Below are 17329 nucleotides of genomic sequence, written 5' to 3' on the forward strand. Positions count from 1 at the left end.
CGGGGTCCGGGGTGCGGGATCTGCTGAGAGGTGCTCACTCCACGACGGCCATCTCCCTGGGGGTGTCGTTGAGACGGTGTCCGCCGTCCCCGGTGACCGTCACGATGTCCTCGATGCGTACCCCGAAGCGGCCCGGCAGATAGATACCGGGCTCCACGGAGAAGCACATGCCCGGCACGAGGGGCTGTTCCTCGCCCTCGATCATGTACGGCGGTTCGTGGGTGGTGACGCCGATGCCGTGCCCGGTGCGGTGGATGAACCGGTCGCCGTACCCGGCCTCGGTGATGTACGCGCGGGCGGCCCGGTCGACGTCCTGGCAGGCGGCGCCGGGCCGCACGGCCTCGAAGGCGGCCTGCTGGGCGGCGCGGACGATGTCGTGGACCCGCTGCTCCTCGGCGCCCGGCTCGCCCACGTGGACGGTGCGGGAGGTGTCGGAGCCGTAGCCGTGCTTGAGCCCGCCGAAGTCGAGGACGACCGTGTCACCGTGCCCGATGACGCGGTCCCCCGCCTCGTGGTGCGGATTCGCGCCGTTGGGTCCCGACCCGACGACCGTGAAGTCCACCTGCTCGTGCCCGAACTGCCGCAGCAGACCGGCCAGGTCGGCGGCGACGTCCGACTCGCGGCGGCCCGCGAAGGCGACCTTCAGGATCTCCCCGTACGTGGCGTCGGCGGCCGCGCCCGCCGCCGCCAGCCGCTCCAGTTCGGCGGCGTCCTTGACGGCCCGCAGCATCGGGAGCGCCTCGGTGAGGGAGACGTACGAGGTGCCGGGCAGTGCCTTCTGCAGGCCCAGCAGGTGCAGCGCCCAGGTGTTGTCGCCGACGCCGAACCGGCCGCGGCCGTCGAGGAGCGGGGCCGTGACGGCGTACGGGTCCTTGCCGTCGGTCCAGTCGCGCAGCGTCAGCGCGGACGCGCCCGCGGCCCTCTCGGCGTCCGGGGCCTCCAGGGTGGGCACGACGAGCACGGGGTCCTGGCCGGGCGTGAGGACCAGGAGGGTGAGCCGTTCGGTGGCCGCGGGCGGTGCGTAGCCGGTGAGCCAGACGAGGTCGGGCCCGGGCGCGACCAGCACTCCGGCGAGTCCGGCCTCGGCGGCGGCCCGCGCGGCGCGCTCCATCCGTGCCTCGTAGTCGTCGGCAGTGAAGGGCACGGGCGTGCCGGTCATCCGGTCCTCCAGGGGTCACAAGGGGCTACGGGCAGCATCCTGCCCGTACAGCGGGGCCGACGCGAGCCGGTTGCCGCTGCTTTCTCGCGGGCGGGACGCCGGCGCCGCGGTGCGCGGCCCCGGGCGCCCGCCGCCCTCCCGGAGGACCGGAGCCGGGCGATCCCCGAACGGGTGATACCGCCCGCCCCTTCCGGCCCTTCCCACCGTTTCCCCGTCGGGCTCAGCGGGCCCCGGCCAGGGAGGTCCGCCGCCAGACATCGCCGAACGGGAGTTCCGGCGGCTGTCCCGGTACGAAGCCGTGGGCGCGCCGGGCCAGGTCGGCGGCTCCGTAACGGCGGCAGTCGTAGTGCCACTTCAGGATGCCGGCCAGCCAGTTCTGCAGTTCGACGACATAGCCCTCCATGACCTGCCGCGCCTCGGCGGAGAGCCCGAAGTCCTCGTACAGGATCGGGAGTTCATGGGCGGCGACGTGCTGGAACTGCTCCATGCGCCGGGTCATGAGGTCGTGCACGATGCCGAGCGCCTTCGGGTAGTCGCAGCCGAAGAAGTTCTGCACGACGAGGATCGCGTTGTGCACCTCGCCCTCGTACTCGATCTCCTTCTGGTACGAGAAGACGTCGTTGACGAGCATCCCGTAGTCGATCGCCGCGTTCTCCAGCGCGCGGACCGGGCCGCTGCGGTAGACCTCGGGCGGCACGGCGGGGCCGTGGCCCAGGCGGCACAGGCTCATGGTGAGGTCGGAGCCGAAGGTGGCGCGGCGCATCTCCAGGTAGTCGACGGGGTCGGGGATGCGGTTCTGCAGCTGGTTGGACAGCTCCCACACCCAGCTCTCGGTCATGACCTCCACCGAGGCCCGCATGGTGCGGCGCGCCTGCGTCGACATGGTGGCCGTCGTGCGCCGCCAGAGATCGGCGAGGCCGCGCTCCATCGCGTTGGCCGGGGGCGGGATCTCCTCCCCTTCGACGGGCATGCAGGCGGACAGCCGCGCGGTGCACGCCTTCGCGGCGGCCAGGTCCCTGCGGTGCCCGAACACCATCGGGTAGTAGTCGTCGCCGTACGTCCCCCAGGCGAGCCAGTGCGCGCTGAGGTCCAGGGCCTCCGGGGTGCCGTCCGGGTCGAGGCCCGCCGAGCACAGCGGCAGGTCGTAGGCGGCGAGCTTGTCCTCGTCCCAGACGCCCTCCTGCAGGATGCCCATGCTGTGCGCCCACGGGGTGATGCGCCGCCGGGCCCCGTCGAGGCCGGCGTTCAGCCGGACCTGGAACGGCATGTGGAAGTCCGGGAGCAGGGAGGGGCCGACCTTCTGGAACGGCACGTGCGTGTAGGCGCGCAGCCGCTCGGCGCCGGCCGCGGCGAGCAGCGCGCCGACGTCGGCGGCGGAGGTGCCCGGACCGGTGGGACCGTTCAGCGGCGAGGACTTCAGCGCTCCCTCGTTCATGTACCGGCTCGACCGCAGGTGCCACTCGTGGCCGCCCGACTGCCAGTCCTGCAGCCCCCGTGTGTACGCGGCGACGGCCCGCACCTCGTCCGGCGTGAGGCCCTTCTCCAGGGCCAGCGCGGGGACCTCGGTGAGCGCCGTGTGGTCGAACTGGTACAGGCGCGAGGAGAGGATGTCGTTGACGGTGTCGGCGGCCTGCTGGGTCGTGCAGCCGAAGAACGTCTCCAGGACGAGCACCCCGTTGCTCAGCTCGCCCTCCTCCTCGACCTCCCGCTGGTACGAGAAGAGGTCGTTGCGCAGGTGGACCGCGTCGGAGAAGGTCTCCATCAGCACGCGCAGCGGCCGGGAGCGGGCGACCTTGTCGGGGACCTCCGCGGTCGCGTACTCCACGAGCCCCGCCGACCAGGGGGCGCCGCCGACCTTGCGGCGCATCTCGATGTACTCGACGGGGTTCGCGATCCGTCCCTCGTTGATGTTGGACAGCTCCCACATCGACTCGTTCAGCAGGTGCTCGGTGGATTCGGCGAAGCGCCTGCGCCAGTCCAGGGACATCGAGGGGACCGTGCGCGCCCACAGGTCGGCGAGGCCGGCCTCGACCGGGTTGTGCGGCTCGGGCACGGGGGTCGCGAGGTCCAGCGGCATGAAGAGCGGGAGGCGGTCCAGGTAGGCCTTGCCGCCCGCGCGGTCCTGGCTGCGCTTGAAGGTCTCCAGGAAGTGGTCGTCGAAGAAGAAGACCCACACGTACCAGTCGGTGATGAGGGAGAGGGCGGGGCCGTCGCACTCGGGATGCGTGTACGCGCACAGCAGTCCGTAGTCGTGCGCGTCCAGGTCGGACTGCTCCCAGATGCCGGAGCCCTCCAACATGCCCATGCCGCGGGCCCACTCGGTGGTGTGGGTGCGGGCCTCCTCGACATGCGGGTTCAGCCGCGCGGGGTACGGCAGGTAGAAGTGCGGAAGTTCGAACGGCTGCGTCATGGGGCGGGCCCTACCCGGGAGTGTCCTTCCGCATCCGCGGGGCGGGACATGATCGCACCATCGCGTGAACGGACGAGTAGGTGAGGACAGCTCGGGGAAAGGGGCGCCCGTTTCGGGCCCGCGGGCCCGGGCCCGGGGCCGACAGGTGACGGGTGACGAACGGCGGCCGTGACCCCGCGACCACGGGGTCACGGGGTCACGGGGTCACGGGACCGGGTCACGGGACCGGGTCACGGGACCGTGGGTCCGGGTCAGTGCTGCTGGGCCTTCTGCGGGGTGGCCTCGCTGGGCCGCACGACGACGTACCCCTCTCCCTGCAGCATCAGTTGCACCGCCTCGCCCGAGCCGCCGCGGATCATCGAGCCGATGGACTGCGAACGGTGCAGCGAGGTCTGCAGGTTGGCCGTCCAGCCGACGACCGCGTCCGTGTCGACGTACACCGGCCACTGCGGTGAGACCGGGATGACCAGCGGATTGCCCTCGCAGACGAGACCGAGCCTGCCCTGCCCGGTGAAGACGCTGTTGAACAGTCCGCCGCCGGTGATCCCGGCGCCCTTCACCGTCTTGATCTCGTACTGCAACGAGGCGTCGAAGCACAGGACGTTGCGGCCGTTGACGGTGAAGACGTCGCCAGGGTCGATGTCGATGATGAAGCAGTTCTGCGCCTCGTGCGCGAACCAGGCCTCCCCCTGCCCGCGCACCGCCATGAGCGGCAGGCCCTCGCCGGTGACGGCCCGCTTGAGCATGCCGCCGACGCCCTGGCCCTTGCGCTCGAACTGCAGGTTGCCGCGGTAGGCGATCATCGCGCCCTGCCGGGCGAGCATCTCGCCGTTGACGGCATACCTGATCGATTTGGAGTTCTGCACGCTCATGCCCGCCGTGGCGGCCGGCTGCACCATGTACTCGCTGGAGAAAAGATCACCCTTCATACCGGCATCCTGTCGCGCGGGACGCCCTTCGCACCATCCCGCGACGGCAGGGGAACGGCGTCGGAGGCATCCGGTCGCGCGACGAGAAAGGCGGGGGCGGCCGACGCCCGCTCGCGTCGGCCGCCCCCGCGGGGCCTTTCGGCCCCACCCTGTGGGGGGTGGCGAGGTGTCGTCGCGGTGTTACCCGCGGTTCGCTCGTGGCTCGACGATAAGGGGCGCCGCCGTCCTCCGGATACGGGGAAAACCCTCGATCCGGGGCCCGGGACCCTAGGTCCGAAACCCTGGGTCCGGAACCCTACGACGGCACCCCGGCGTCCTCGGTGTCCCCGGCTGTCCCGGCCTTCTCCAGCTCCTCGATCTCCTCCATCGTCTCGCCGGCCGCGAGGAACTGCGTGGCGGCCAGTTCGGCGTACAGCGGGTCGCCCGCGACGAGTTCGCGGTGGGTGCCCACGGCCCGTACCCGCCCGGCGTCCATGACGACGATGCGGTCCGCCGTCGTCACGGTCGACAGCCGGTGGGCGACGACCAGGACCGTGGTGGTGCGGGCGACCTCGGCGACCGTGTCGCGCAGCGCGGCCTCGTTGACCGCGTCGAGCTGGCTGGTGGCCTCGTCGAGGAGCAGCAGCCGGGGCCGCCGCAGGAGGGCGCGGGCGATGGCGACGCGCTGCCGTTCGCCACCGGAGAGCTTGGTGCCGCGGTGGCCCACGAGCGTGTCCACGCCCTTGGGCAGCCGGTCGACGAGGGAGTCGAGCCGGGTGGTCCGCAAGGCGCGAAGCAGTTCGTCCTCGTCGGCGTCGGGGTTGCCGAGCAGGAGGTTGTCGCGCAGGCTGCCGGAGAGGACCGGCGCGTCCTGCTCCACGTACCCGATGGCCGACCGGAGCGCGGACACGTCCCAGTCGGTGAGGTCGCGGCCGTCCAGCGCGATGGTTCCCGTGTCGGGGTCGTAGAACCGCTCGATGAGCGAGAACACGGTGGTCTTGCCCGCGCCCGAGGGACCCACGAAGGCGGTCATGCCGCGCGGGGGCACGGCGAACGTCACGCCGTGGTGGATGTACGGCAGGTCCTCGGCGTACCGGAAGCGGACGTCCTCGAACACGAGCGAGGCCGGTTCGGCGCCGGGTCCCGGCAGGGGCGCGGGCTCGGCGGCCGGTTCGGCGGGCAGCCGGCGCGCCTCCTCGATACGGGCCAGGGCGGCCGAGCCGGTCTGGTACTGCGCGACCGCCCCGACGACCTGCTGGATGGGCGACATCAAGTAGAAGACGTACAGCAGGAAGGCGACGAGGGTGCCGATGTCGACAGCGCCCGTCGCCACGCGCGCGCCGCCCACCGCGAGGACGGTGATGAACGCGATCTGCATCGACAGGCCGGCCGTGTTCCCGGCCAGCGCCGACCACTTGGCGGCCCGGACGCTCTGCCGCCACGACTCCTCCGCCGCCGCGTGCACGGCCCGCTCCTCGCGGTGCTCGGCGCCGGACGCCTTGATGGTCCGCAGCGCGCCGAGGGTCCGCTCCAGCGAGGCGCCCATCGCCCCGACCGCGTCCTGCGCCTGGCGGCTGGCCCGGTTGATGCGCGGCACGATCACACCGATCAGCGTGCCCGCCACCAGGACCACGCCCAGGGTGACGGCGGTCAGCACCGGATCGACGAACCCCATCAACGCGAGCGTGGCCACCAGGGTGAGCCCGCCCGTCCCGAAACCCACCAGCGAGTCGGTGGTGACCTCACGCAGCAAAGTGGTGTCCGAGGTGATGCGGGCCATCAGGTCGCCCGGCTCGCTGCGGTCGACGGCGGCTATCCGCAGCCTCAGCAGGTGCGAGACCAGTGCGCGCCGCGCCCCCAGGACGACGGACTCCGCGGTGTACCGCAGCACGTACGAACCGAGCGCGCCGATCGCGGCGTTGGCGACGACGAGCCCCGACATGGCCAGCAGCGCGCCGGTGATCGCCCGGTCGTGCCCCAGGTCGTCGATCAGCGACCTGGCCACCAGCGGCAGCGCGAGCCCCGCGGCGCCGGTCAGCAGCGACAGCACGGCTCCGAGCAGCAGCGTCCAGCGGTACGGGCGTACGTACGCGAGGAGCAGCCGCCAGGACGGGGTGGCTGTCGGTTCGGGCGGCTGGGACTGCGGCACGGGGCTCCCCCTCGGACGATCGGCTTCCCTCCCGCTCCGGTCGGTTCCGCTCCGGTCCGGTCCGGGTCCGGTCCGGTCCGGGTCCGGTCCGGTCCGGGTCCGGTCCGCCGGCCGGTTCGCGTCCCGGAGTGGCAGGGGTCGTCGAAGTATCGCCGATGCGACCGACGGCGTCGAAGGGGTTCCCCCGCGGGGCGGGCGCGGTCAGGCCCCTCCGGCCAGGGACCAGCGCGGGACGCTGCCCGCGAGGCGGCACGCCAGGAAGTACAGGGGGATCGGCGGGGTGTACGGCGAGTCGCCCGTGGGGTTGTGGATCAGCCGGGGCCGGTCGGAGAGGAAGCCGCGGCGGATCCGGGTCCAGGACGGATCGGCGCGGTGGGCGCCGGCGGTGTAGGTGACGGAGGGCGGCCAGCTGACGCCGATGTGGGAGCCGGCCGGGACGATCCACCACCAGCGCTCGCCGTCCGCGGAGTCGTCGGCGAAGACACAGCCGACGCGGGGCAGACAGTCCAGGATGCGTTCGCCGTGCTCTCTGGACGTGCCCACCACGTCGCACCCCAGGCCGGTGCGCAGTTCCGCGGGTATCACCAGGCGCATCGGGCGCTCGGAGGGGGATGTCGCGTGGTCGCGCGACCACGGGTCAGGGACGTGCTGCAGTTCCATGAGGCAGGGATCCTTCGGCCGAGTGGGGGGTGGGCCGGGTCAGACGGGCGGCGGGCGTGAGCCCGGTGGAGGCGAGGTCCCGCGGCTCCGCCGGAGCCGGGACCGCGGACGGAGCAGGCGACAGGACGGGCCGCGCCGGCAGGACGGCCCAGACGACACGCCCGGAGCCGTGCGCGGTGTCCCGCACACCCCAGTCGCTGCTGAGCGTGCCGACCAGCAGGAGCCCGCGACCGCCCTGGTCGTCGGGCCCGGCGGTGCGCTGCGCGGGGATCGCCAGACCGCGGTTCTGGTCCTCGACCTCCAGGTGGAGCCGGTGTCCGTCGGTGCGCAGGCGGCACACGACCCACTTGCTCGCCGTGTGGGTGAGCGCGTTGGTGACGAGCTCGGAGGTCACCAGGACAGCGTTGTCACACGCTTCGGGGTCGGTGCCCCAGGCACTGAGCAGCTCGCGCACGTTACGGCGGGCCAGACCCACCGAGGCGGGTATCGGGGGGACGCCGAACGCACCTGATCTGTGCTGCGGGGGCTCGTCAGCGGGCAGTCGGCCCCATGGCTTGGGGAGAGAGGGCGGAGCCATCGCCGTTCGCCTTTCGTCTGCCTTCGCACCGGGGGTCAGGCCGGTGCCGGTACCGCACGGATCGGCCGGGCCGCGAGGCAGAGCACCTCGTTGCGCACAGTGACGCTCCGCAGCCCGTTCTCCCCCAACTGGGCCGCTTCGTCACGCCGTTCACCGCGCCGGACGGTACGCCCTACTGTGGCACCTGCCAACATCACCTCGCAACCAGCAAGTTGAAAATTGCAATTCGCCACGTGCATGCTTCGCCTGTCGAACGGGTGATCGTGACAGACTGCGACCTCGAAGCCCGCTGCGAGGGGGTAAGGCGTGACCGCGGAAACAGACTGGGGCGGGGCGCCCTCCGTCCTGCGCATGATCCTCGGCAGACAGCTGGAGGAACTGCGCACCCGCGCCGGACTGACGTTCGAGCAGGCGGGTGAGGCGCTCGGGGTCAGCCACTCCACCATCCGCCGCATGGAGGCCGCCAAGGTGGCCCGGCTGCGGCTCCCCGACGCGGAGAAGCTGCTCCAGATCTACGGCGTCACCGACCAGCAGGAGATCGACACCTTCCTGAAGTCGGTCCGCGAGGCGAACAAGCGCGGCTGGTGGCACACGTACCGTGACGTCCTGCCCGACTGGTTCGCCGCGTATCTGAGCCTGGAGCAGGCGGCGCTGCAGATCCGCGCCTACGAGTCGCAGTTCGTGCACGGACTGCTGCAGACCGAGGAGTACGCGCGCGCCCTGCTGGGCGCCGGCAACCCGCACGCCTCGCGGGAGGCGACGGACCGCAGGGTGGCGCTGCGGATGCGGCGCCAGGAGCTGCTCTCCCGGCCCTCGCCGCCGCGCGTGTGGATCGTGATGGACGAGACGGTGCTGCGCTGGCCGGTCGGCGGTCCCGCGGTGATGCGCGCCCAGATCGACCATCTGATCGAGGTCAACTCGCTACCGCACGTCACCGTGCAGATCATGCCGTTCAGGAACGGCCCGCACCCGGCCATGCGGGCCGGCGCGTTCCACCTCTTCCGGTTCCGGGCCCGCGAACTGCCCGACATCGTCTATCTCAGCGGCCTGGTGGGCGCTGTGTACCTGGACAAGGCCGACGACGTCGTGGTCTACCGCGAGGCCCTGGACCGGCTGGGCGCCCAGTCGGCGCCCGCCAGAAAGACCGAGGCCCTCCTCGGTGCGATCCGCAAGGAGCTCTGACGTGCACCACCCCATACGCAACGGCATGCCGTCCCGCGATCTCGGTACCCGCGGCTGGTACAAGCCGTGGAGCGACGACGCGGGCGGCGCCTGCGTCGAGGCGAAGAAGCTCGGCGACGGCCGGGTCGCGCTGCGCCAGTCCACCGACCCCGACGGCCCCGCGCTGGTCTTCACCCCCCACGAGATGACGAGCTTCCTGGCGGGCGTGAAGGCCGGCCGGGCCGACTTCCTGCTCTGACGCGCCGTTCTCCGACGCGCTGTTCCGAAACTCCTGCCGATGCGGGAGCGTTCACCGTGGACCGACGACATGATGGGAGAACGGCGTTGCCCGACAACGACGGATGGCCTGCCGACCGGATCGACACCGAGAGCGCGCACTCGGCACGCATCTACGACTACATCCTCGGAGGCAAGGACTACTACCCCGCCGACAAGGAGGCGGGCGACGCCATGGTGCGGGAGTGGCCCGCCATGCCCGTGCACATGCGTGCCAACCGCGACTGGATGAACCGCGCGGTGCGCTGGCTCGCCGAGAGCGCGGGGATACGCCAGTTCCTGGACATCGGGACGGGCATCCCCACCTCGCCCAACCTCCACGAGATCGCGCAGTCGGTGGCCCCCGGGTCCCGGGTGGTCTACGTGGACAACGACCCCATCGTCCTCACCCTGTCCCAGGGACTGCTCGCCAGCACGCCCGAGGGCAGGACGGCGTACATCGAGGCCGACTTCCAGTCGCCGGAGGCCGTGCTCGGCTCCGCAGAGTTCCGGGAGACCCTGGACCTGGACCGGCCGGTCGCGCTGACCGTCATCGCCATCGTCCACTTCGTGCTGGACGAGGACGACGCGGTGGGCATCGTCCGGCGTCTCCTGGACCCCCTGCCCTCGGGCAGCTACCTGGCGATGACCATCGGCACCGCCGAGTTCGCGCCCGAGGAGGTGGGGCGGGTCGCCCGCGAGTACGCGGCCCGCGGGATGCCGATGCGGTTGCGGACGAGGGGTGAGGCGGAGGAGTTCTTCGAGGGACTCGAACTCGTCGAGCCCGGCATCGTGCAGGTGCACAAGTGGCACCCGGACGGTACGGGCGAGGAGGGTGTCCGGGACGAGGACATCGCCATGTACGGGGCGATCGCCCGCAAGGGGTAACGGTTGCGGCTCCGCCGGTGCCGGGGCGCCCCGCCGGGGGCGCCTCGCGTACCTCAGGGCCGCCTCAAATCAAAAGCGTACAACTCCGGCCATGCGGGCACTCACTTGACGACCGGGTGTGACACACGGTTGGCTCCGGCCAACGAAGAGTCGGGCAGTCGGCACACTCGTCCCGCCGGCCGTCATGCGACTCCACGCTTCCATCCGCTTGTCGGCCGCACAGCGAGGTGCCGTTTCCCCATGAACCCCACACCCCCCAGCTCCGTTCCCGGCAGATCCGCGCGCGTCACGGCCCTGGCCGCCTGCGCCGCCGTGTCCCTGCTCGCGTCCGGCTGCACGAGCTCCGACGACGCGGGCTCGGACGCCACCACGGCCGCCAAGGCGGGCGGCGCCGGGATCAAGGTCGCTCTGATCACCCACAGCGCGCCCGACGACGCGTTCTGGGAGCGGGTGCGCAAGGGTGCCGAGGCGGCGGCCGGCAAGGACGGCATCGATCTGTCGTACAAGAGTGACCCCGACGCCGCGGGCCAGGCGAAGCTGGTGCGGGAAGCGGTCGCCGACAAGGTCGACGGCATCGCGGTGACCCTGGCCAAGCCGGAGGCGATGAAGGGCGCCGTCGCCGCGGCCAGGGCGGCGGGCATCCCGGTGGTCGGCCTCAACTCCGGCATCGACGCCTGGAAACAGAGCGGCCTGCTGCAGTACTTCGGCCAGGACGAGAGCGTCGCAGGCCGCGCCGTCGGCGACAAGCTGGACGCGCTGCGCTCCAAGCACGCCCTGTGCGTCATCCACGAGCGGGGCAACGTGGCGGTGGAGGCCCGCTGCGCCGGGGTGAAGAAGACCTTCGGCGGCCAAACCGACCTGCTCTACGTCGACGGCACCGACTCGGAGGCCCTGACCGACTCCGTCGCCGCCGCGCTGCGCCAGGACCCGACCATCGACGAAGTCGTGATGAACGGCGCCCAGTTCGCCCTGGAGGCCGTCAAGTCGGTGAAGGACGCGGGCAGCAAGGCCGAGATCGCCACGTTCGACCTCAACGACGACATCGTCAAGGCGGTCCAGGGCGGGGACGTGCAGTTCGCCGTCGACCAGCAGCCCTACCTGCAGGGATACCTGGCCGTGGACGCGTTCTGGCTGTACGGGACCAACGGCAACGTCAGCGGCGGCGGGGAGAAGCCCGTACTCACCGGACCGGCGTTCGTCACCAAGGAGAACGTCGCCTCGGTGGCCAAGTACGCGGCCGGCGGGACCCGCTGAACCACCTCACGGAACTGCCCGGACGGCGGTCGTCTTATAACGGCGGTGACAAGGTTTGGGGTACTCACGGTGCGTACGGTCACTTGTACGGATAGCATCCTGCGCACCGCTGTGTGTAACAGACACGCGGTCACTTACCGTACTGTTCCCCCCGTCCCGCCGATCACTCAGCTCCTCCGCGCCCCCTGCTCACCGCTGAACGCTCTAGGACGACGATGTCTCCACGGACAGGCGCCCGCCGCCGTCTCGGCTCCATACGTCTCTCGCTGATCCTCCTGGCCCTGGTCCCCAGCGTCACCCTCACCGCCATGTGGGGTGTGACGACGATCCAGATGTTCTCCGAGGGACTGCGGCTGCGGGACCAGACCGGCCTCAGCCGGTCGACCGGGGCCATGGGCACCGACGCGGCGCTCGCGCTGCAGCGGGAACGCAGCCTGTCGGCCGTGCTGCTGGCCTCGCCCCGCGGCTCCCGTGCCGCGCTGGACGAGCAGCGGGAGCGTACCGACCAGGCGATCGCGACGCTGGTCGGCCAGTCCGACCGGATCCGGGAGGCACCGACCCGGATCCGCGACCGGATGTACTCGGTCATCGCGTCGGTGGGGAGCCTCGAGTACTACCGGGGGCAGGTGGACGACCCCACCGACATCACCCCCGAGCAGGCGCTGGACCAGTACACCTCGATCATCGACGACCAGATCCACGCCTTCCAGGAGATCTCCCAGGTCGACGACGGTGAACTGACCTCGCAGGCGGGACCGCTCGTCGCCCTCGAACACTCCGCGGAGCTGGTCTCCCAGGAGGACGCCCAGCTCCACCTGGTGTGGCCCGCGCGCGCACTGGACGAGCAGTCGTGGAGCCACTTCACCCAGCTGGTCAACGCCCGGCGCTTCCTCGTCGAGGACCAGCTCATCCCGTCGCTGCGCGGCTCGGTGAAGACCAAGACCGAGCGGATCCTGCAGGGCCCGGAGTGGAAGACCCTGGAGACCGTCGAGAACCAGGTGCTGGCGGCCCGGTCCGGGGACGGGAAGAAGATCTCCCTGCCGGACGCCCGGCAGCGCTGGACCACGGCGTACGACAAGCTCAGGCAGCAGTACACGGCCCTGATCCACCAGGAGACGACGGCGCTGCTGCAGCGCAGCGACGACCAGGCCGAGGCCCTGCTCGTCAAGGCGGCCGCGCTGAGCGCCGCCGGGCTCGTCGCCCTGCTGGTCTGCGTCGTCATGTCGTGGCGCATCACCGGCTCGCTGTCCCGCCGGCTGCGCGGGCTGCGGATCGCCACGCTGAGTCTGGCGGAGGAGCGGCTGCCCGACGTGGTGGCGCGGCTCGACCGCGGCGAGACGGTCGACGTCGAGTCCGCGACGCCCGAGCTGGACTACGGCCGGGACGAACTGGGGCAGGTGGCCCAGGCGTTCAACACCGCCCAGCGCACGGCGGTGAACACCGCCGTGGAACTCGCCGACACCCGGCGCGGCTTCCAGAAGGTCATCCTCGGCATCGCCCGGCAGAGCCAGAACCTGGTCAACCTCCAGCTCACCAAGCTCGACGCGCTGGAACGCGAGCACCAGGACCCGAACATCCTCAAGGGCCTGTACGAGCTCGACTCCACGGCGAGCCAGCTGCGCCGCTACGAGGAGAACCTGGTCATCATCAGCGGCGAGCGGCCGGGCCGCAGCTGGACCGAGCCGGTCGCCCTGATCGACATCCTGCGCAGCGCGGTCGGCGAGGTCGCCGAGTACCAGCGGGTGGAGGTGCAGACCGACGAGGAGGTCTTCCTCGCGCCGCCCGCGGTGGCCGACGTCATCCACCTGCTGGCCGAGCTCATCGACAACGCGACCACCTACTCCCCCGCGCCCAGCGCCGTCGGCGTACGGGCCGGTCTGGTCGCCAAGGGCCTGGCGGTGGAGATCGAGGACCGCGGTCTGGGCATGTCCGAGGACGACTACGCGTCGTTCAACGCCCAGTTGGCGGTGCCCCCGCAGTTCGACGTGGTGGCCCTCGCCGACGACCTGCGGCTCGGCATGTTCGTGATCGCCCGGCTCGCCAACCGGCACGGCATCACCGTCACCCTGCGTCCCTCGCCGTACGGGGGCACGACGGCGATCGTGCTGGTCCCGTACGAGATCGTGGTGCGCGAGTCCGCCACCGGGGACGCGGAGCGCGCCGCGGAGCCGCGGGTTGCGGCCGCCGTCGAGCCGGCCCGCGCCGCCGCGCGGGGCACGGCCCCACAGGACGCCGAGCCGGACGGGGCCACGCACGAGCGCTCCCGGGAGGCGCAGCCCGTCGCCCGGGTGCGGACCGCCGAGGTGCCCGCGGCCCGCACCGCCCCGCTCGCCGCACGTCCCGGCGCGGGCGCCGGCGGGGGGCGCGGCGCCATGACCCCGCTGCCGCGCCGGGTGCCGCAGACCAGCCTGGCCGCCGAGTTGCGCGAGGACTCCGCGGCCGACACGGCCGACGAGGCCGGCAGTCCCCTGGACGACTTCACGGCGGAACGCGCGGCCTCCTCCCTGGCCGGGTTCCAGCGCGGAACGCTCCAGGCGCGTGACAACGACGCGGATCCGACGTACGACCAAGGGGAAGAAGCCGCGCCGGACGGCGCATCCGTCACCTCGACTCCGCCCGCAGACCGCTCATGAAGGACAGAGAAATGACACGCCCCATCCCCGCCACACACAGCCAGCTCGACCAGCTGCTCACCGGACTGGTGGACCGGGTGGCCGAGGTGAACCAAGCCGTCGTGCTCTCCGAGGACGGACTGGTCGTCAGCAGGTCCACGGGGTTCCTGCGGGACGACGCCGAGCGGCTGGCGGCGACCGCGTCGGGGCTGATGAGCCTCAGCAAGGGCGTCAGCATGGACTTCCGCGGCGGACCCGTGCGCCAGGCGCTCATCGAGATGGCCAACAGCTACCTGATCCTCACCACGGCAGGACCGGGCGCGCACCTGGCCGTGCTCACCAACCGGGGTGCGGACGTCGGCGTCGTCGCGTACCAGATGAACATGCTGGTGAAGAAGATCGGCGAGCACCTCAGCGCGGCACCGCGGGCCGGCGTCGCCACCGACTCCGGCGAGTGAGGTGAACGGAGGCGACTCGGCGGGCCGTCTGGTACGGCCGTTCACGCTGACCGGCGGCCGTACCCGGCCCAGCCGCGCCGACTTCACCCTGATCACGTCGGTCACCACGGTGGACCCGCCGCCCGCCCGGGCCGAGCGGCCGCAGCCGGAGCAGGCGCGGATCCTGCGGCTGTGCGTGAAGCCGGTCGTGGTGGCGGAGCTCGCGGCCCAGCTCGACCTGCCGGTGAGCGTGGTCTGCATCATGCTCAGCGACCTGCTGGAGGCGGGCCGGATCACCGCCCGGGCGCCCCGCGAGATCTCCCGTACCTCGGACTTGGACCTGCTGCAGAAAGTGAGGGACGGTCTTGGCCGGCTCTGACCCCGTCATCCGGGGGACCTCGGCACCCGACACGGTCAAGATCCTGATCGCCGGAGGGTTCGGCGTGGGCAAGACCACCATGGTCGGCTCGGTCAGCGAGATCGTGCCGCTGCGCACGGAGGAACCGCTCACCTCGGCCGGCCTGGGCGTCGACGACCTGGGCGGCATCCCGGAGAAGCACGCCACCACGGTGGCCCTGGACTTCGGACGCATCACGCTCAGCCAGGAACTCGTGCTGTACCTCTTCGGCACGCCCGGACAGCAGCGGTTCTGGTTCATGTGGAACGACCTGGCGATCGGCGCCCTCGGCGCCGTGGTCCTGGTCGACGTCCGCAGGCCGGAGTCGAGCTTCGCCGCCATCGACTTCTTCGAGCGGCGCGGCATCCCGTTCGTCGTGGGCGTCAACGGTTTCCACGGCGAGCACCCGTACGCGCCCGAGGAGATCCGGGAGGCCCTGGCGCTGCCGGAGAACGCCCATGTGCTCCTGTGCGACGCCCGGGACCGGGACTCGTGCCGGGACGTCCTGATCGCGCTCATCGACCAGTTGATAGCGACGTCGGCGCAGAGCAACGGAACCGGCCGCCCGGGTTACCCGATCGGCCCGGCCTGAGCCCGTCCGCGCCGGCCTCGAGCCGCTACGGAGCCGTCGTGCCGCGCCCGCGGTCGAGCCGGGCCACGTGGGACACGTTCTCGCGGTCGTCGGCGTCGGTGCTCGGCCCGGCCGCGAACCAGGCGTCGAGGATCTCCTTCAGCAGCGGCCCGGACGTCAGCCGCAGCCCCAGGGCCAGCACGTTGGCGTCGTTCCAGCGGCGGGCGCCCCGGGCCGTGTACGCGTCGGTGCACAGCGCGGCGCGTACGCCCGGCACCTTGTTCGCGGCGATCGACGCGCCCGTGCCGGTCCAGCAGCAGACGACCGCCAGGTCCGCCCGTCCGGCGGCGACGTCGCGGGCCGCGGCCTCCGAGCACACCGCCCACCGCGCGTCGGCGCCGGGCCGCAACGCGCCGTGGGCCAGCACCTCGTGGCCGCGCTCGCGCAGTTCGCCGAGCAGCGCGCGGGCCACGGGTTCGTCCATGTCGGAGGAGACGGAGATCCGCATGGCCGGAGCCTACTGGAGGGTCCGCGGGCCCGTCCCGCGTACCGGCCGGTCGCGGTAGACGGCGGTCGCCGCCTGCACGAAGGAGTGGACCAGGGGGTTCGTGTCGCCCCGGTTCCACGCGACGACCACCCGGCTCGGTTCCATGTCGAGCAGCGGCACCACGGTGAGCCCCTCCCCCGGCTCGTGGTCCAGGAGCGTCATGCCGACCGTGCCGTTCCAGAGCACGGCCTGCCGGCACTCCTGGACGGCACGCACCACGGGCCCCTCGCGAGGTTCCCCGCCCTGCCAGTACGCCTGCCAGCGCGGATCGGTGCCGGCCGGGAACCGGAACCAGCGCCGGTCGGCCAGGTCGGCGAGTACCAGGCTGTCGCGGCGGGCCAGCGGGTCGCCCGCGCGCAGCAGCGCCCCCACCGGGTCGGCGCGCAGTTCGCGTACGGTCAGGCCGGTTCCGTCGAACGGGCCCCGGGTCAGGGCGATGTCGACCGGTCCGGCGCGCAGCCCGCAGGTCGGGTCGGTCAGGTCGGTCTCGCGGACGCGGACCTCGACGTGCGGGTGCCGCCCGCGGTAGGCGGCGGCCAGCCGGGTGGCGCGCGGGTCGGTGCTGTCCCCGAGGATGCCGACGGTGAGGGTCGCCGTGCCGGCCGCCCCGGCCACGCGGGTGCGGGCCAGCTCGGCCCGGTCGAGCAGGGCGCGCGCCTCGTCGAGCAGGACGGCGCCGGCGGGGGTGAGGGCGACCCCGGCGGACGAGCGGTCGAACAGCGCGCCGCCGAGTTCCGTCTCCAGCTGCCTGATCGCCCGGCTCAGCGGTGGCTGGCTCATGTGCAGGCGGGTGGCGGCGCGGCCGAAGTGGAGTTCCTCGGCGACCGCCACGAAGTACCGCAGCGTACGCAGCTCCATGGGCGCCACGATACCCGTACGGTATCGAGGCCGCGGAACGGGTCTTGGACAGCGGCTTCGCGGTGATCCTGAATGGGGTCATGAACGTCGCGTACTGGATCGTCGCCGGCCTGCTCGCCCTCCTCTACCTCTACGGGGGCGGGGTGAAGGTGTTCCGGAGCAGGGAACAGCTGCGCCCGATGATGGCGTGGGTGGACAGCATGCCGCTGCCGGCCGTCCGGGCCCTCGGGGCGGTCGAGGTGCTCGGCGCGCTCGGGCTGGTCCTGCCGCCGCTGACCGGCGTGGCGCCCTGGCTGGCCCTCGCGGCGGCCGTCGGGTTCGGGGTCCTACAGATCGGCGCGATCAGGGTGCACCTGCGCATGGGGGACCGCCGGATCGCCCTCAACGCCTCGCTCGTCGCCGCCGCCGCCGTCACCGCCCTGCTGGCCACGGCCTGGCTGTGACGCGCCGGCCCGGGTCCCTGGC

The 17329-nt window shown here is 72.1% G+C and carries 17 protein-coding genes; 9 read left to right on the top strand and 8 right to left on the bottom strand.

Features of this window, described 5'->3' with window-relative positions; all coding sequences use genetic code 11:
- Window positions 1-34: 34 nt before the first annotated feature.
- The 6 genes from QFZ75_RS09670 to QFZ75_RS09695 all read right to left on the bottom strand — a co-directional run bounded on the left by QFZ75_RS09670 (window position 35) and on the right by QFZ75_RS09695 (window position 7863).
- The gene (locus QFZ75_RS09670; RefSeq protein ID WP_307535563.1) at window positions 35-1159 is read right to left on the bottom strand and encodes an aminopeptidase P family protein; all 1125 of its coding nucleotides are present in this window, start codon (window positions 1157-1159) and stop codon (window positions 35-37) included.
- A gap of 220 nt (window positions 1160-1379) precedes the next feature.
- Window positions 1380-3569 (bottom strand): germacradienol/geosmin synthase Cyc2, encoded by a 2190-nt coding sequence (gene cyc2, locus QFZ75_RS09675; RefSeq protein ID WP_307535565.1) that lies wholly within the window; start codon window positions 3567-3569, stop codon window positions 1380-1382.
- A 251-nt stretch (window positions 3570-3820) separates the two neighbouring features.
- Window positions 3821-4498 carry an AIM24 family protein gene (locus tag QFZ75_RS09680; RefSeq protein WP_307535566.1) on the bottom strand — a complete coding sequence of 226 codons (678 nt, stop codon included), beginning with the start codon at window positions 4496-4498 and terminating at the stop codon, window positions 3821-3823.
- 295 nt (window positions 4499-4793) lie between these two features.
- Window positions 4794-6626 carry an ABC transporter ATP-binding protein gene (locus QFZ75_RS09685; protein WP_307535567.1) on the bottom strand — a complete coding sequence of 611 codons (1833 nt, stop codon included), beginning with the start codon at window positions 6624-6626 and terminating at the stop codon, window positions 4794-4796.
- Window positions 6627-6827: 201 nt separating this feature from the next.
- Entirely contained in the window at window positions 6828-7286 is a 459-nt protein-coding gene (locus QFZ75_RS09690; RefSeq protein WP_307535570.1) for a hypothetical protein, read from the bottom strand.
- The gene (locus tag QFZ75_RS09695; RefSeq protein WP_307535572.1) at window positions 7264-7863 is read right to left on the bottom strand and encodes an ATP-binding protein; all 600 of its coding nucleotides are present in this window, start codon (window positions 7861-7863) and stop codon (window positions 7264-7266) included. The genes QFZ75_RS09690 and QFZ75_RS09695 overlap by 23 nt, the downstream gene beginning before the upstream one ends.
- Window positions 7864-8169: 306 nt before the next feature.
- On the opposite strand from QFZ75_RS09695, the gene QFZ75_RS09700 reads away from it, so the two are divergent.
- From QFZ75_RS09700 to QFZ75_RS09735, 8 genes are all read left to right on the top strand, one after another.
- Entirely contained in the window at window positions 8170-9045 is an 876-nt protein-coding gene (locus tag QFZ75_RS09700) for a helix-turn-helix transcriptional regulator (protein WP_307535574.1), read from the top strand.
- Window positions 9046-9070: 25 nt separating this feature from the next.
- Complete coding sequence (locus tag QFZ75_RS09705; protein WP_307544354.1) at window positions 9071-9283, top strand: DUF397 domain-containing protein; 213 nt, start codon at window positions 9071-9073, stop codon at window positions 9281-9283.
- A gap of 86 nt (window positions 9284-9369) precedes the next feature.
- A complete protein-coding gene (locus QFZ75_RS09710) occupies window positions 9370-10188 on the top strand; it encodes an SAM-dependent methyltransferase (protein WP_307535576.1) in 819 nt (272 codons plus the stop codon).
- 240 nt (window positions 10189-10428) lie between these two features.
- Window positions 10429-11442, top strand: a complete 1014-nt coding sequence (locus QFZ75_RS09715) for a substrate-binding domain-containing protein (RefSeq protein ID WP_307535578.1) — start codon at window positions 10429-10431, stop codon at window positions 11440-11442.
- Between the two features lie 215 nt (window positions 11443-11657).
- Entirely contained in the window at window positions 11658-14075 is a 2418-nt protein-coding gene (locus QFZ75_RS09720) for a nitrate- and nitrite sensing domain-containing protein (protein WP_307535581.1), read from the top strand.
- Window positions 14076-14086: 11 nt separating this feature from the next.
- Window positions 14087-14512, top strand: coding sequence for a roadblock/LC7 domain-containing protein (locus tag QFZ75_RS09725; protein ID WP_107021990.1), 426 nt, complete (start codon window positions 14087-14089; stop codon window positions 14510-14512).
- A gap of 1 nt (window position 14513) precedes the next feature.
- The gene (locus QFZ75_RS09730) at window positions 14514-14870 is read left to right on the top strand and encodes a DUF742 domain-containing protein (RefSeq protein WP_307535584.1); all 357 of its coding nucleotides are present in this window, start codon (window positions 14514-14516) and stop codon (window positions 14868-14870) included.
- On the top strand, window positions 14857-15480 hold the full coding sequence (locus tag QFZ75_RS09735) for an ATP/GTP-binding protein (RefSeq protein WP_307535586.1): 624 nt from the start codon (window positions 14857-14859) through the stop codon (window positions 15478-15480). The genes QFZ75_RS09730 and QFZ75_RS09735 overlap by 14 nt, the downstream gene beginning before the upstream one ends.
- Before the next feature lie 25 nt (window positions 15481-15505).
- Here the strand turns inward: QFZ75_RS09735 and QFZ75_RS09740 are convergent, their stop codons facing one another.
- Together QFZ75_RS09740 and QFZ75_RS09745 are read right to left on the bottom strand one after the other, a co-directional pair.
- A complete protein-coding gene (locus QFZ75_RS09740; protein WP_307535588.1) occupies window positions 15506-15967 on the bottom strand; it encodes an RpiB/LacA/LacB family sugar-phosphate isomerase in 462 nt (153 codons plus the stop codon).
- A gap of 9 nt (window positions 15968-15976) precedes the next feature.
- Entirely contained in the window at window positions 15977-16864 is an 888-nt protein-coding gene (locus QFZ75_RS09745; RefSeq protein ID WP_307535590.1) for a LysR substrate-binding domain-containing protein, read from the bottom strand.
- Window positions 16865-16944: 80 nt separating this feature from the next.
- Here QFZ75_RS09745 and QFZ75_RS09750 point away from each other — a divergent pair, with 80 nt between their 5' ends.
- Entirely contained in the window at window positions 16945-17307 is a 363-nt protein-coding gene (locus QFZ75_RS09750) for a DoxX family protein (RefSeq protein WP_307535592.1), read from the top strand.
- Window positions 17308-17329 lie beyond the last annotated feature (22 nt).

Origin of the sequence: Streptomyces sp. V3I8 (assembly GCF_030817535.1) — a bacterium.
Lineage (GTDB): Bacteria > Actinomycetota > Actinomycetes > Streptomycetales > Streptomycetaceae > Streptomyces.

What these genes read in the sequence shown, in the direction of transcription:
- QFZ75_RS09670 (WP_307535563.1), bottom strand. Translation starts at nt 1,159, where the DNA reads ATGACCGGCACGCCCGTGCCCTTCACTGCCGACGACTACGAGGCACGG.
- cyc2 (WP_307535565.1), bottom strand. Translation starts at nt 3,569, where the DNA reads ATGACGCAGCCGTTCGAACTTCCGCACTTCTACCTGCCGTACCCCGCG.
- QFZ75_RS09680 (WP_307535566.1), bottom strand. Translation starts at nt 4,498, where the DNA reads ATGAAGGGTGATCTTTTCTCCAGCGAGTACATGGTGCAGCCGGCCGCC.
- QFZ75_RS09690 (WP_307535570.1), bottom strand. Translation starts at nt 7,286, where the DNA reads ATGGAACTGCAGCACGTCCCTGACCCGTGGTCGCGCGACCACGCGACA.
- QFZ75_RS09695 (WP_307535572.1), bottom strand. Translation starts at nt 7,863, where the DNA reads ATGGCTCCGCCCTCTCTCCCCAAGCCATGGGGCCGACTGCCCGCTGAC.
- QFZ75_RS09705 (WP_307544354.1), top strand. Translation starts at nt 9,071, where the DNA reads ATGCCGTCCCGCGATCTCGGTACCCGCGGCTGGTACAAGCCGTGGAGC.
- QFZ75_RS09715 (WP_307535578.1), top strand. Translation starts at nt 10,429, where the DNA reads ATGAACCCCACACCCCCCAGCTCCGTTCCCGGCAGATCCGCGCGCGTC.
- QFZ75_RS09720 (WP_307535581.1), top strand. Translation starts at nt 11,658, where the DNA reads ATGTCTCCACGGACAGGCGCCCGCCGCCGTCTCGGCTCCATACGTCTC.
- QFZ75_RS09725 (WP_107021990.1), top strand. Translation starts at nt 14,087, where the DNA reads ATGACACGCCCCATCCCCGCCACACACAGCCAGCTCGACCAGCTGCTC.
- QFZ75_RS09740 (WP_307535588.1), bottom strand. Translation starts at nt 15,967, where the DNA reads ATGCGGATCTCCGTCTCCTCCGACATGGACGAACCCGTGGCCCGCGCG.
- QFZ75_RS09745 (WP_307535590.1), bottom strand. Translation starts at nt 16,864, where the DNA reads ATGGAGCTGCGTACGCTGCGGTACTTCGTGGCGGTCGCCGAGGAACTC.
- QFZ75_RS09750 (WP_307535592.1), top strand. Translation starts at nt 16,945, where the DNA reads ATGAACGTCGCGTACTGGATCGTCGCCGGCCTGCTCGCCCTCCTCTAC.